Annotated in this window: 10 protein-coding genes; 8 read left to right on the plus strand and 2 right to left on the minus strand. The window is 37.3% G+C overall.

The window, feature by feature from the left end:
* Positions 1-7: 7 nt before the first annotated feature.
* Positions 8-262, plus strand: coding sequence for a SemiSWEET transporter (locus LC419_RS08445; protein ID WP_223606925.1), 255 nt, complete (start codon positions 8-10; stop codon positions 260-262).
* Between the two features lie 59 nt (positions 263-321).
* Here LC419_RS08445 and LC419_RS08450 read toward each other — a convergent pair whose 3' ends face one another.
* Together LC419_RS08450 and LC419_RS08455 are read right to left on the minus strand one after the other, a co-directional pair.
* On the minus strand, positions 322-756 hold the full coding sequence (locus LC419_RS08450; RefSeq protein ID WP_223606926.1) for an META domain-containing protein: 435 nt from the start codon (positions 754-756) through the stop codon (positions 322-324).
* 48 nt (positions 757-804) lie between these two features.
* Complete coding sequence (locus LC419_RS08455; RefSeq protein WP_223606927.1) at positions 805-1,197, minus strand: hypothetical protein; 393 nt, start codon at positions 1,195-1,197, stop codon at positions 805-807.
* A gap of 937 nt (positions 1,198-2,134) precedes the next feature.
* On the opposite strand from LC419_RS08455, the gene LC419_RS08460 reads away from it, so the two are divergent.
* From LC419_RS08460 to LC419_RS08490, 7 genes are all read left to right on the plus strand, one after another.
* Positions 2,135-2,524, plus strand: coding sequence for a hypothetical protein (locus LC419_RS08460; RefSeq protein WP_223606928.1), 390 nt, complete (start codon positions 2,135-2,137; stop codon positions 2,522-2,524).
* Positions 2,525-2,673: 149 nt separating this feature from the next.
* Positions 2,674-3,759 (plus strand): efflux RND transporter periplasmic adaptor subunit, encoded by a 1,086-nt coding sequence (locus tag LC419_RS08465; RefSeq protein ID WP_185116534.1) that lies wholly within the window; start codon positions 2,674-2,676, stop codon positions 3,757-3,759.
* A gap of 22 nt (positions 3,760-3,781) precedes the next feature.
* Positions 3,782-6,976: an efflux RND transporter permease subunit gene (locus tag LC419_RS08470; RefSeq protein ID WP_223606929.1), complete on the plus strand. Its 3,195-nt coding sequence runs from the start codon at positions 3,782-3,784 to the stop codon at positions 6,974-6,976.
* The gene (locus tag LC419_RS08475) at positions 6,963-8,405 is read left to right on the plus strand and encodes a TolC family protein (RefSeq protein WP_223606930.1); all 1,443 of its coding nucleotides are present in this window, start codon (positions 6,963-6,965) and stop codon (positions 8,403-8,405) included. Before LC419_RS08470 ends, LC419_RS08475 begins: the two co-directional genes overlap by 14 nt.
* Positions 8,406-8,666: 261 nt before the next feature.
* A complete protein-coding gene (locus tag LC419_RS08480) occupies positions 8,667-10,232 on the plus strand; it encodes a T9SS type A sorting domain-containing protein (protein ID WP_223606931.1) in 1,566 nt (521 codons plus the stop codon).
* 1 nt (position 10,233) lies between these two features.
* The gene (locus LC419_RS08485; RefSeq protein ID WP_223606932.1) at positions 10,234-13,761 is read left to right on the plus strand and encodes a hypothetical protein; all 3,528 of its coding nucleotides are present in this window, start codon (positions 10,234-10,236) and stop codon (positions 13,759-13,761) included.
* 11 nt (positions 13,762-13,772) lie between these two features.
* On the plus strand, positions 13,773-14,897 hold the full coding sequence (locus LC419_RS08490) for a hypothetical protein (RefSeq protein WP_223606933.1): 1,125 nt from the start codon (positions 13,773-13,775) through the stop codon (positions 14,895-14,897).
* The last annotated feature ends 5 nt before the right edge of the window (positions 14,898-14,902 follow it).

Below are 14,902 nucleotides of genomic sequence, written 5' to 3' on the forward strand. Positions count from 1 at the left end.
TACAACTATGAATGAAAATACCCTTGGTATCATTGCCGGAGTTCTTACCTCCATTTCCATGATCCCCCAACTGATCAAGGTGATCAAAGAGAAGAATGTGGACGATATTTCCCTGGTCATGCTGTTGGTCCTTATTTCAGGGCTTTCGCTTTGGGTATGGTATGGTTTTAAGAAAGACGAATTGCCTATTATTTTGTCAAATGCATTTGCTGTTTTGGTCAATATAAGCCTGCTGATATGTTATATGATCTATAAGAAGTAAAAAAGGTGGCCGAGAAACTCTCGGCCACCTTTTTTGTATCGTAAAATTTTTAAATTTAATTAAGGCTGAAGAACAAATTTAGCCAGTGGAGCCATTCTTGCCTTGTTTAAGGTCAGTGTGTTTCCATTCACAGAATAATTATCCGCAGCAAGCAAAGCTTTTGTGTATAGCTGTTCCGTTTCAAGATCTTCACAGGCCATCATTGTAGACATTCCCTGGTTGAATTTGATTCTCATCATTTCAGGCTTGATCTCGAAAGTTCCTCCGACACCATTACAGCCACCGTGACCTTCATATCTCATATCTTCTGTATTGAGCTTGAAATAAGGATTGTTTTTAGGATTTTTAAGGTGGATAGGTTGTCCGTTCAGTTCCGTAAGCTTCCATGTTTTTCCCATGATATCTGTTGACGTTTTCTGTGCCGGCGGAGTCTTACATGCCGTAAGAAATGCCAGTAAAAATAGGGCAGATAGATAGTAATACAAATTTTTCATAGTTTATTATTTTGTGTGAGTTTAGATGATGGATGTTGTGGCTTCAGATTAATAGGAAGCCATCTTTGCAGATCCGGATCCTTTGGGATCACGCTTGGCATGAAAAAGAACCATATCTACATTTTTTTTCAGTAAAGTGATATTTCCTTTGATATCAGAATACTGATATTCTTCATTACTCGCAGTGTATTCGGGAAGAGCATCGCTTTTCTTAAGATCATACGTTTTGCCTTCCAGATGAACGGTTGCTGTGCTTTTTGTGTGGTTGATAGTGACTTCAATTTTTTCCCCGTAACTGTCCGTGAAAACATCTTTAGAGATTTCATCCTTGTTTTCAGGTACCGCCTCAGTAAGTGTTTCCGCTTCCTTGCCCGGATGCTTACACGCTGTTGAGGAAAGGACTGCCAGCCCCATAAGAACCGATGTGAATAATTTTTTCATAGTGATAAGTGATTTGAATAGGTGTCATGAATAGTGATATTAATACTATATAAATTTACGAATATTTTTAATAAATATATGTTAATTTTACATAAATTAATCTGATATTTCTATCTGTTGAGCTTTACGCCTTCATTACAGTGTTCTTTTATAAACGATAAAAATAAGTCTGTTGAATAAAGATTTGCTAAGCTGATAACCGTTGGAATGCTGGTTTAAACAGCCGGTGCTGAGAATAAAAAAGTACAGTTTTTTTCACGTTATTGGTGTTGTTTTAATTTGCTGCAAAAGTATTAAAAATTCTATTATACTGATACACAGTAAAAAATGATTTAAATCATACGCGTGAGACTTTATTTTTTTGAGATGTAATACAAAAAAGAGAACTGAAAAATTTCAGCTCTCTGTAGGATCAAGTAATATCTTTATACAAGATTAAGGCCCTGCAAAAGATATTCTGTTTTTCATAATTAAAGCTTTCATGGTTATAGTGGTTGGTTAGTTTAAAAATCGGTCATCAAAAATTAAGTAAATCAAAGCTGGTTTTAAAATAAAACAGTTTAATTTAAATTTAATGCCTGTATTAAATTGTTGATTTATTATTGATAATTTTTCATAAATATACGAATTATTATGATTAATATCAATTAATATTCGATTTTTAAATAATATTTAATCTTCAATTCGAAATTTAATTTACATTAAATGTATTTACACGTATTTTTTTTATTTTAAATTGATTTTAATGTTTAAAATTTGTAATTAAAATACATTGTAAGTTGTTTTGTGCACATAATTTCAAAATTATATGAAATTTAATCGTGAGTCGTAATAAAAAAATGAATGTCTTTTCTATTCAGCTAATTTAAAGGAGAGTTAAATTTTGTTAATCTACTATGAAGGTATACATTTCTAGGTGTACATTTGCCACTTCAAAATGAGAAACCTATTTGTATATTTTTTGACCGGTCTTTTTCTGCTCTTTGTAGTAGAAAGCAGACTTGATGTCAAAACACTTCGAAATGACTATTCCGGTCATGTTTCTCATCATATGCCCAAAAAGGCCAACCGCCTGAACCAGACGTTCGAGAAACTGTCGGTGCAGCAGATGGCAGACAATATTGACAATACCACCCTTGAGCTTGCTGAAGAAGATTTCCAGTTATCGGATACCATTCAGATGATTGCTGTATTTGCCGGTGTATTCAGTCTTGTCTATATTTTTGGTCTTCGTTCTTCTAAAAGCAGAAAGCCTGATATCAATGGTTTTCTTTCGCTGTATTCCAATGTTAAAACATTCATTCTGATCCGTTCTATCAGAATTTAAAAAATCTTTTTTCGTGATCCGTTTTCTGTCCATACTCCGGACGGGAGATCTACTGCGTTGCCTATGCCGGTAATCATTACATCGCAGGAATTCTATTACCGTTTTATTTCCATTCAAAACATTAACGATTTATATTAAACTCTAGAATTATGATCAAAAGAGTTGCCTCAGGCATTGCGATAAGCACCCTTTTATTGACTGTTGGCTGCAGTCAGAAGAAAGAAGAAAAAGAAGAAGCCACAGTATATCCCGTCACCAGTCCTGTGAAAATGGATACGGTGATCAACAAAGAATACGTAGCACAAATCCAATCTGTGAAAAACATTGAACTCCGTGCACAGGAAAAAGGATTTCTTGAAAAAATTTACGTAGACGAAGGTCAGTATGTACAGGCAGGACAAACCCTGTTCAGAATTATGCCTCAGCTGTACCAGGCTGAATTATTGAAAGCCAAAGCTGAAGTAGAGCAGGCGAGCATTGAACTGAAAAATGCCAGCACACTTGCGAGTAACAACATTGTGTCTAAAAACGAAAGAGCAATGGCGAAAGCTAAGCTGGACGCCGCCAATGCCGAAATGAAGCTGGCTCAGATTCATTTATCTTTTACAGATATTAAAGCTCCGTTTTCAGGAGTGATCAACAGGATTCCTTTGAAATTGGGAAGCCTTGTAGACGAAGGAGATCTGCTGACTTCTTTATCAGACAACACCAATGTGTACAGTTATTTTAACGTTTCAGAGCCGGAATATTTAACCTATCAGACCCATGCTGCCGACAGAGGAAGCAAGGAGGTGTCTTTGATTATGGCTAATGGAGAAATGCTTCCGCAGAAAGGAGAAATCCAGACCATAGAAGGCGAATTTGACAACGAAACTGGAAATATTGCCTTCAGAGCAAAATTCCCGAACCCGGATAAACTCCTAAGAAACGGCGAAACCGGAAAAGTACAGATGACGATGCCTGTTCATAATGCGTTGATCATTCCGCAGAAAGCGACGTATGAAATTCAGGATCAGAAATATGTATTCATCATTGATAAAAATGGAAAAGCAAAATCCAGAAACATAAAAGTAGCTTATGAACTGCCGGATCTTTATGTGGTAGGTTCTGGGCTTGCCGAGGGAGATAAAATCCTTTTAGAAGGGGTACAGAAGGTAAAAGATGACCAGAAAATACAGTCCAAATTCCAGGATCCTAAAAAAGTTCTTCAGTCATTGAAACTAAAAGCAGAGTAGTCTACTCGTAAAACGAAGCAGTATGTTTAAGAAATTCATCCGCAGACCTGTTCTGTCTATCGTGATCTCACTGATCATCGTATTTATGGGAGTTCTGTCGCTGGTAAAACTTCCAGTGACCCAGTTTCCCTCCATTTCACCTCCTAAAGTAAATATCACCGCAGAATATCCGGGAGCTAACAACGAGCTATTGATTAAGTCAGTAGTGATTCCCCTCGAAAGAGGTCTGAACGGAGTTCCTGGTATGAAATATATGACGTCCGATGCCGGTAACGACGGAGAAGCATCCATTCAGATCGTATTTGATCTTGGAACAGATCCCAATGTAGCTGCAGTAAACGTTCAGAACCGTGTATCTTCCGTTGTTAACAAACTTCCGCCTCTGGTCGTGCGTGAGGGGGTTAAAATTACCCGTGAAGAACCGAACATGTTGATGTACATTAACCTGTACAGTGACGACCCTAAAGCTGACCAGAAATTCCTTTTCAACTATGCTGATATCAACGTGATGTCCGAATTGAGAAGGGTAAGTGGAGTAGGTTTCGCAGATATCCTCGGAACGCGTGAATATGCGATGCGTATCTGGCTTAAACCGGACAGACTTACCGCTTATAATATTTCCGCAGACGAAGTGATGGAATCCCTGAACCAGCAGAGTTTGGAAGCTTCTCCAGGTAAAACAGGGGAAAGCTCAGGAAAGCGCTCCCAATCCTTTGAATATATTCTGAAATATTCCGGACGTTTCAACAATGAAAAAGATTACGGAAATATTATCCTGAAAGCAAAACCGGGAGGAGAATTTGTAAGATTAAAAGATGTAGCGGATATAGAATTCGGTTCCTCAATGTATGATATCTATTCTACACTGAACGGAAAACCTTCAGCCGCAATTACAGTAAAACAGTCTTACGGTTCCAATGCAAGTGACGTTATCAAAAATGTGAAAGCTTTGATGAAAGATCTTGAGAAGAATAACTTCCCGAAAGGCATGCACTACGACATCAGTTATGACGTTTCAAGATTCCTGGATGCATCTATGGAAAAGGTTATTCATACGTTATTTGAAGCCTTTATTCTGGTGGCAATCGTGGTATTCCTTTTCCTTGGAGACTGGCGTTCGACCTTAATTCCTGCGCTGGCAGTTCCGGTTTCACTGGTGGGAACATTTGCGGTCATGTCCGCATTTGGAATTACGCTGAACATGATCTCCCTCTTTGCATTGGTAATGGCCATCGGGGTTGTCGTCGATGATGCAATTGTCGTGATTGAAGCCGTTCACGCCAAGATGGAAGAAAAAGGACTTTCGCCTTTAAAAGCTACTGAAGAAGCGATGCATGAAATCAGTGGGGCGATTATCGCGATCACGTTGGTAATGGCATCCGTATTCATTCCGATTGCATTTATGTCAGGTCCGGTTGGAGTATTTTACCGCCAGTTCTCTATTACAATGGCTTCAGCGATCATTCTTTCAGGGGTTGTAGCCTTGACACTGACTCCGGCTTTATGTGCTTTGATTTTAAGAAATCACCACGGAAAAGCCAAAAAGAAAACACCGATTACCATTTTCCTGGATAAATTCAATAATTTATTCACAAAAGGAGCCGGAAGATATGAGAAAATGCTTAACAAAACAGTTAAGAAAAAATCCATTACACTTCCTTTATTACTGGCATTCTGTGCCTGTACATTCTTCCTGAGCAACTCACTTCCTTCAGGATTTATTCCGGCGGAAGATCAGGGAATGATTTATGCGATTATCCAGACACCTCCGGGATCTACTCTGGAAAGAACAAATCAGATTGCGAAAGAATTATTAAGAGAATCTGAAGATATCGATGGGGTACAGTCTGTTTCTTCACTTGCGGGTTATGAAATCCTGACAGAAGGTACGGGGTCCAACTCAGGAACCTGTCTGATCAACCTTAAAAGTTGGGAAGAACGTAAAGAATCTGCGGCAGAAATCATTGAAAAGCTCGAGGAAAAAGCCAAGAATATTCCCGGTGCCAATATAGAATTCTTCCAGCCGCCTTCCATTCCTGGTTATGGTGCTGCGGGAGGTTTTGAACTCCGTTTACTGGATAAAGCAGGAAGTGGAGATTATCATAAAATGGAGCAGGTAAGTAATGATTTTGTTAAAGAATTAAAGAAACGTCCCGAACTGGGTTCTGCATTTACCTTCTATTCTGCCAGTTTCCCTCAGTACATGCTGAAGGTAGACAATGATCTTGCCGAACAGAAAGGAGTTACGATACAAAGTGCGATGGATAACCTTTCTACATTGATCGGTTCCAACTATGAGACCAGTTTCATCCGTTTCGACAGACCGTATAAAGTGATTGTACAGGCTGGTCCGCAATACCGTGCACTGCCTACCGATTTGCTGAAACTGTATGTGAAAAACGATAAGGAGCAGATGGTTCCGTACTCAGATTTTATGAAAATGCAGAAAGTATATGGATTGTCAGAGATCACAAGACACAATATGTATAACTCTGCCGAGGTGAGTGGAACTCCCGCGCCGGGATATAGTAGCGGACAGGCCATCAAAGCGATTCAGGAGGTGGCCGATAAAACACTTCCGAGAGGTTTCGGTATCGACTGGGCGGGGATCTCTAAAGACGAGGTGAGCAGAGGAAATGAAGCTGTATTTATTTTCTTGGTCTGTCTTGGATTTGTCTATCTGATCCTTGCAGCGCAGTATGAAAGCTTTATCCTGCCGTTACCGGTGATTTTATCTCTTCCTACCGGTATTTTCGGAGCATTCTTATGTCTGAAATTGCTAGGTCTTGAAAATAACATTTACGCTCAGGTAGCGATGGTCATGTTGATTGGTCTGTTGGGTAAAAATGCCGTATTGATCGTAGAATTTGCTGTTCAGAAGAAAGCTGAAGAAGGAATTCCAGTAGCGCAGGCAGCTATCGAAGGGGCGGCTATCCGTTTCCGTCCGATCCTGATGACTTCATTTGCCTTTATTGCGGGTCTTATTCCGTTGGTAATGGCTACCGGGCCGGGAGCTGTAGGAAACCGAACGATTGGTACGGCCGCAGCAGGAGGAATGCTGATAGGAACTATTTTCGGACTGATGATTATTCCGGGTCTGTATTATATTTTCGGAACCATCGCAGAGAAATCGAGACTGGCAAGATATGAAGAGGAGAATCCTTTAACAGAACAAACTGAACCTTATCAACACGATGACAAACATGAAGATTTATAATAAATATATAGCAGCCATTGCTCTATCGCTTGTGCTCACAGGCTGTAGAGCTCCCATGGCCACGGTGATAAAAGATGAGGTAAAAGAGAACCTGCCTCAGAATTTCAATCAGGAAGAGCAGCAGGATGCCAATGCAAACAGTGGCACAACTCCATGGAGACAGTTTTTTACAGATCCGAATCTGGTAAGCTTAATTGAAACCGCTTTAAAAAACAATCAGGAATTACTAATTACGCTTCAGCAGATCGAAATGGCGAAAAGCAGTGTTTTAGCGAAAAAAGGAAAACTGAGTCCAACCGTTTCAGCCGGAATAGGAGCCGGTCTTAAAAAAGCAGGCCGCTATACCAGCGAAGGTGCCGGTGATGCTACTACGGAGATAGAACCTGGAAGAGAAATGCCGGATCCGCTTGGTAATTTTGAAGGAGGATTGATGGCGAACTGGGAGATTGATATCTGGAAAAAACTCAGAACTGAGAAGGAATCAGCTGTAGCCCATTATCTTTCTACTGTTGAGGGGAAAAACTTCGTTTTGTCCAGCCTTGTTGAAGAAGTAGCAGACAATTATTATGAATTGCTGGCTCTGGATAATCAGCTGGATATTATTCAGCAATATATTAAATTGCAGGAAAGAGCATTGGAAATTTCCAAAATTCAGAAAGAAGCTGCTGCCGCTACGGAACTGGCTGTGAAGAAATTTGAAGCTGAGCTGGCCAAATCCAAGGCTGCAGAATATACCATCCGCCAGGATATCACGGAGAAAGAAAATGAGATCAATGCGCTTCTGGGAAGATATCCGCAACCTATTGTAAGAGCCAAAGAAAGCTTTATGTCTACGATGCCACAGACTGTGTATACGGGAATACCTTCTCAGTTACTGGCTAATCGTCCTGATATCAAACAGGCGGAACTGGAATTAAAGGCGGCAAAACTGGATGTACAGGCTGCAAGAAAGGAGTTTTACCCGTCACTGGAGATTTCTGCAACATTAGGACTGGAAGCTTTCAAGCCTTCTTATTTGGTTAAAATGCCGGAATCTGTTGCCTATAATCTGGCAGGAGAATTGGCAGGACCGCTGATTAATAAAAGTGCGATCAAAGCCAACTTTCAGACTGCGGATGCCAAACAGATCCAGTCGTTGTACGAGTATGACAAAACGATTTTGCATGCGTATCTGGATGTAGCCAATCTAATGTCAAAGGTTAAAAATATTGACCAATATTATCAGATGAAATCGCAAGAAACAAAAGCCTTGGATCAGTCGATTGACATAGCGAACCAATTGTTCAGGAATTCAAGAGCAGATTATCTTGAGGTTCTTCTGAATCAGAGAGATGCTCTGGATGCGAAAATGGAGCTGATCGAAGCCAAACAGCAACAGCTGAGTACCGTTGTAGATATTTACAAAAGTTTAGGCGGTGGCTGGAAATAAGAAATCATAATTCTATCAATATAAACAGTTAATGTTTTGGGCTGATCCTTTCGGGGGTCGGCTCTTTTTATTTTTATACGACGCGTTTTGTCGTGTCATGAGGTTAATTTTGTTCATCAATTAATGGCAAAGTGCTAATAATATATCGCTTAATTAAAAATTTACATTAAATCTCAATTGAGGGACTTGAAATGCGTTAAAAAGTGTTAAATTTGCCGCAAAATTATAAAAGCTAATCTTAAAACTAAAATACACAAACAGATGAAGAGATTCTACTCCGGTGCATTGACATTATGCACGCTTCTGGGATTTTCTGCCCAGCAAGTATTGTGGCAGAAGGATATCAGGTCTTCTACCCAGAATTTTCTAAGCCAGGTGACCACGACTATTGATCAGCAATATCTTATCTCAGGAAGCTCGATTCATCCTTCGACAAGCTCAGGATCCAGCCACACGCCGGCAGCTAATAGCCAAAAGCAAAACAACGGTTACGATTTCCATTTAATTAAACTTAATCAGCAGGGTGAGCAGGTTTGGGAAAAATATTTCTCAGGACAGAACCATGACTATCTCTCAGCTTCTGTAGCTACTCAGGAGGGAGGATTTCTTTTGTCTGGAACTTCTTATTCCGGAAAAGGACTGGATAAAAAAGAAGATTCCAAAGGAGGATCTGATATCTGGCTGATCAGAATCAATGAATTCGGAGATGAGCTTTGGCAGAAAACATTAGGAAGTGCTTCTGATGAGGAAGCCAGGTCAGTTATTCAAACTACAGACCTTGGATTTTTTGTTGCTGGAAATGTTCAAAATTCCTCTAAAGGTTACGGATCAAAAGATGTTTTGATTGTAAAGCTTGATAAGGATGGCAAAACTTTGTCTGAATCCGTATTGGGAGGAAAAGGACTTGATGAAGTTGAGAAAATAATTCCAACCAGAGACGGTGGAGCTTTATTGGGGATCTATTCCAGAAGTGGCTTAGGAGGTTCAAAAAAAACTGAAAACTTCGGTGAAGGAGACTACTGGATCGTCAAGCTCGACAAAACCGGAAAAGTAGAATGGGAAAAGAATTTCGGAGGAAAAGGCGATGATCATATACGAACATTAGCGTTAACATCTTCGGGATTTATTATCGGTGGAGAATCCAGATCAGAAAGGTCAGGAAATAAAACGGTAGGTATTGAAGAAGGTACAGACTTATGGTTGATTTCTTTAAATGAAAGAGGCGAAGAGATCTGGCAGAAATCTTTCAATTTCAAAAACAGAGATATTTTAATGGGAATGAGTGTGCTTCATTCAGCAGATGATAAATCTTCAAAAGGAATTCTTTTAGGTGGCTACACACAGGCAGAAGGAAAAATAGAAACAGATGACGAAACATTCTGGATGCTGTATTTGAATCAGGATGGAAATGAAGAGTGGAGAAAATATGTTAAAGGAGAATCCAGGAAAAAAGAAGAAAGACTTTCAGATATTAAGTTAAACAGAGATGGCTCAATTATCCTTGCAGGCACCAGTGCAGAAGAACTTGGAAAAGAGAACTGGAAGATTGTGAAATTGGGAGACAGCCAGATCAATACATTAATTGAAAAACAGGATATTAAAATTTATCCGAATCCGGTTTCAGACTATGCTTACGTAGAAATAGGCTTTGAATTTAAAGAAGCGGATATTTTGTTGTATGACATGGGTGGAAGACAGCTTCAGAGTTTGAAGACGAAGAATAAAGTGACGAAGATCAATACTCAGAATCTGATTCAGGGGGCTTATCTGGTGACGATAAAGACGGATGGGAATAAAACGGCGAATGCTAAATTAATAAAAAAGTAACATGAGAAAAATATATTTATTATTAACATTTATAATCTGTAATTTATATTTTCCGCAAACTCAAAATACAGTTAATTTTCCAACCTCACCAGAAGTGGCGATGTTTAAAAGATTTGGAGATATACCAGTAAGTCACTATACAGGCGTTTCGGGAACTGAAATATTACTTTATACATTGAATCAATATGGATTTAGTATACCAATATCACTAAATTATCAAGCTTCAGGTATTAAACTGGATGACCAGGCAACTTGGGTTGGACTAGGATGGAATCTTATGCCAGAAGGTATAATTTATCAAGATGTTAAAGGTAAAGCAGATCAATCAGATGGAAGTTATATAAGTCCAAATGATTATGCCGCTTTTTATAATAGATTGGAAGCCTATCCAGGAGGAACTGGTAGATATAAAATAGTAAAACAGAAGGGGTTTGCTGATTACAATTGGTGCATGCCGAGTAGTGGACCAGTCGTTTGCTTTCCGCCATTTGCTCCTACTGGCTCTGATTCTGATGTAATCGTAAATGACCTTGTTTATAGAAATTATGGGGAGGTAGATACTTTCAGATTTAATTTTTATGGACATACTGGAAGCTTCTTTATTAATCTTCAAACAAAGCAAGTATTTATTCTGGATAAAAGTGAAGATATACAGTTTCAAGTTACGGATGGAAAAATAATAGCAACTGATAATAAAGGTATAAAATATACTTTTGGTCAAAGAGAATTATTTACAAGTCATAATGGTAACTCATTATCTCCTGACTATTCAAGTAGAAGCTATAAGATTAGTGAAATTGAGCTTCCAACAAAACAAAAAATTCTTTTTGAATATGATGATGCCAATTACTATTTCCACACATTTACCCAAAGTAGGAATATATATAAATCAGGATATAACATGTCAATGGGAATGTGTGATGGCAAAATTAACTATCAATATCAAAATCCTCAATCAATTATTAATGTTAGTAGTGTCAAAATATTAAGAAGGATAAAGACAGATGACTTGCTTGCCCAGTTTAACCTTGAAGATCGTCAGGATATAAACGTGTATGATGGTAATAATTTAAAAAGATTGAAATCAATAGATGTATTTAACAATAGGAGTAATAAAAAAATAAAATCAATTGATTTTACATATACATATTTTCCTTATATAGATGATTTTCCAAGTGTTGTGTTTCCTGTTAATTCTTTAACCTCAACTCAAAAAGATGCATTAGGAAAAAGATTAAAATTAGATAAAGTATCAATGCATTCATATGATAACTCCAATAATAAAATTGATATTGGAGAAGATTATAATTTTGACTACAATATGACAACTACACTTCCTGCTAAAGTATCATTTGCTAAGGATTTTTGGGGCTTTTATAATGGTCATAGTAGTAATGTTCTTTTGCCAGATTTAAAGTTTTACCTTCAAGCAAATAGCGGTTTACCTATGAATTATGAGGGAAACAATAGATATTCTAATAAAGATTATGTTGATGCGTATATGTTGAGAAAAATTCAATATCCAACAAAAGGTTATACTGAATTTGCTTATGAAGTTAATTCTTTCAAAAATCAATTTATTCCAAGTCATGATCAATTATTTGACTTAACTAAAACAGAATTACTTAACAACACAGGAGTTGGTGGCTATAGTGCTCCTCATAAAGATACTTTATCTATAAAAATAACAACAGCACCAAAAACATTTAGGTTTACGAATATGTTTTCAGGAGGATTTGATGGTGGCCCCTCTGGACCTCAATCAAAACGGTATGATTATTATCAAATGATAAGTGCAGGTGCCTCAATTCAGTTTTTGAAAGTAAAAACTAATTCTAATGGAACTCCAAACATACAAGTTCTGAAGCAATGGAATCTTGCTAATGTTGTTAATGCTTCTACATTTCATCAAACTTACAGTTATCAATGGCAAGAGCTCTACACCGTTGATCTTGTAGATCCAGATCCAACAACTAAATATATGGTTAAGTTAAATCTTAACAATAACATGTATCATCCTGCTGATATTTATCATTCTGCAGGTGTATTTTCTACTGTTAGTTATGTTGATTCTCCAACTGTAGACAGTGATTTTACATCTTTTGGACATGGGCCACGCATAAAATCTGTAAAAAATTATTCAAATCAAGGAATTCTTGCAGATTGGAAAAACTATGAATATGATGAAGGTGTTCTACAGAATAGAATTAATCCTATTAACCAGAAAGATTATTATTGTTTTGATTGTAGTTCGAGTACACCATGTTCGGGGAATGTTAGTTATAATGAATTTTATGTTGTTAATGATAAGATTTCTTCAAGTGAATATGATGCTGTAGGCTATGGAAAGGTTACGGAAAAAATGGTTGACGTTAATAATTCAACCCAATTTAAAGGCAAAACAGAATATCATTATTATAATCTTGAAAATACAACTTCTAATTCTTTTCCTGTTATTAAAAAACAAACAAATGGGCTTTTATCAGCGAAAGTAGTTAAAGATAAAAATGACAACTTATTAAGATCTGAAACTTATAGATATAGTAATTTGATTCCTTTTAATCAATTTTATAGTGTTAGAGCGGAAAAGAAATTTCTTTTAGGTGGAAATGGGAAAGATCCGTATTTAACTACATCAGGAGAATATGATGGACTTTCAAAATATGTATATTATGTAAGTCCAATGATATCAGAATCATATAAACTAGATTCTTTAATAACTAAACAATATTTTGGAGATAAAATTATCACTACCAAAAAATTGGTTAATTATAATACTCAAGGATTAGTTAAAAAAGAAGATTTATTTTATGAAAATAATAATAAACTAATTTCAACAGAATTTAAATATGCTCAAGAAAAGGGTAATCAGCTAATGCTTGATAATAAAATGACAGGTATTCCTCTGGAAACTTCAACCTCTCAAACTATTGGAAGTACTACAAAAACATTATCAAGAACAGAAACCATTTATCCGAAAACTGTTGCAGAAATTACAAACAACAATGCTTCTCTGGTGCTTCCTTTATCATCAGTTTCCTATGACCTTCAAAACAATGCACCATCTACTGAAGCTACTTATGACAGATATGATTCTAAAGGCAACATACAGCAATACACAACAAGAAACGGAATTTCTACAACGGTGATCTGGGGCTACAAGAATAGCCAGCCTATTGTTAAAATTGAAGGCGCGAAACTATCAGATATCAGCCAGTCATTAATCGATAATATCGTTAGTGCTTCAGATAATGATGCCCAGTTGGGTACAGAGGCTTCCGAACAATCATTGGTTGCGGCTTTAGATTTGTTCAGAAACAATTCTGCTTTATCGGCTTATCAGATCAGCACCTATACTTACAATCCATTAATTGGTGTAACCAGCATTACCCCGCCATCCGGAATCAGAGAGGTTTATATCTATGACACCGCTAATCGATTGAAAGAAGTGAAACAACTTGATAAAGATGCTTCCGGAAATCCTGTTTACAAAATCATTAAAGAATTTAAATACAATTATAAACAATAAAAAACTCAATTATGAAAAAGACAATATTCATTGCAGGCCTTTTTGCTGCTCAATTTGCTTCGGCACAGTTATATACCTCTGCAGGTGTTGTAAACCCAACATCTACTCCTACATCCAAAAATGTGGGAATCGGGGTTCATGATCCTCACTCCAATTTAGAAGTTGGTGACCAGAATGGAGGTAAGATAACAATTTCTACCGGTGGATGGAGCGCTTCTTCTGCCAATCCAAAATATCCTACTTTGGAATTCGCTGGATACTTAAGTAATCCTAAAGCAAGAATAACAGCTACTGAAGAATCAGGAAATACGGTTGGGTCAAAATTTTCTATTTTACTTCAGGATAATACAAATAATGTAAACTTAGTTGAAAGATTTTCAATCCTCGAGAACGGAAATATTGGAATGGGAAATACACAGCCAAAGGAAAAACTGGATGTTTCAGGAAATATACTGGTTGGTGGTGGTAGTTCCACCGAGGGAATTAATGCTCTTGCAATACGATACGAAGATGGATCTTTAAGTAACTGGGGATCTTTAAGAAGTTCTGCGGCATCCTATATGAGTTTTGGCGTTAAGGCAGATCCCAATACAGCGGACGGTTGGTTGTCTTCCAATGGAACCTTAAATTTTTCTAAGGTGTCGATGATCATGAATGATGATGGGATCCGCTTTTTAAGTTCACCAAAGCAAATCATTGGAATGAATTCCCCGGTAACAATGCATGAAATCATGAAGATTAATCCAAATGGGAATGCTTTATTACAGGGTAAATTAGAGGCTAAAGAAATTAAAGTGACCCTGACTCCAACTGCAGATTTCGTATTTGAAGAAAACTATGACCTTCCAAAGCTGGAGGAAGTCGCAAAACATATTAAAGAGAAAAAGCATTTACCGGAAATTGCTTCAGCCAAAGTCATGGAAAAAGAAGGGGTCAATGTGGGCGAATTTCAGATTAAACTTTTGCAAAAGATCGAAGAGCTTACTTTGTATGTGATTGAACAAAACAGACAGTTAAAAGATCAGCATGAAAAAATTCAGAAATTAGAAACAGAAAATACGGATTTAGGAAAAGCAGTCTTAGAAATTAAGCAGCTGAAAGAAGAGCTTATTAAGATGAAATCCACCACCCATTAATTAAA

Source organism: Chryseobacterium sp. OSA05B, from assembly GCF_019970065.1.
In the GTDB taxonomy this organism is placed as follows: domain Bacteria; phylum Bacteroidota; class Bacteroidia; order Flavobacteriales; family Weeksellaceae; genus Chryseobacterium.

Coding starts and splice junctions, on each gene's coding strand:
- LC419_RS08490 (WP_223606933.1), top strand. CDS start 13,773: ATGAAAAAGACAATATTCATTGCAGGCCTTTTTGCTGCTCAATTTGCT.
- LC419_RS08480 (WP_223606931.1), top strand. CDS start 8,667: ATGAAGAGATTCTACTCCGGTGCATTGACATTATGCACGCTTCTGGGA.
- LC419_RS08470 (WP_223606929.1), top strand. CDS start 3,782: ATGTTTAAGAAATTCATCCGCAGACCTGTTCTGTCTATCGTGATCTCA.
- LC419_RS08445 (WP_223606925.1), top strand. CDS start 8: ATGAATGAAAATACCCTTGGTATCATTGCCGGAGTTCTTACCTCCATT.
- LC419_RS08465 (WP_185116534.1), top strand. CDS start 2,674: ATGATCAAAAGAGTTGCCTCAGGCATTGCGATAAGCACCCTTTTATTG.
- LC419_RS08485 (WP_223606932.1), top strand. CDS start 10,234: ATGAGAAAAATATATTTATTATTAACATTTATAATCTGTAATTTATAT.
- LC419_RS08460 (WP_223606928.1), top strand. CDS start 2,135: ATGAGAAACCTATTTGTATATTTTTTGACCGGTCTTTTTCTGCTCTTT.
- LC419_RS08475 (WP_223606930.1), top strand. CDS start 6,963: ATGAAGATTTATAATAAATATATAGCAGCCATTGCTCTATCGCTTGTG.
- LC419_RS08450 (WP_223606926.1), bottom strand. CDS start 756: ATGAAAAATTTGTATTACTATCTATCTGCCCTATTTTTACTGGCATTT.
- LC419_RS08455 (WP_223606927.1), bottom strand. CDS start 1,197: ATGAAAAAATTATTCACATCGGTTCTTATGGGGCTGGCAGTCCTTTCC.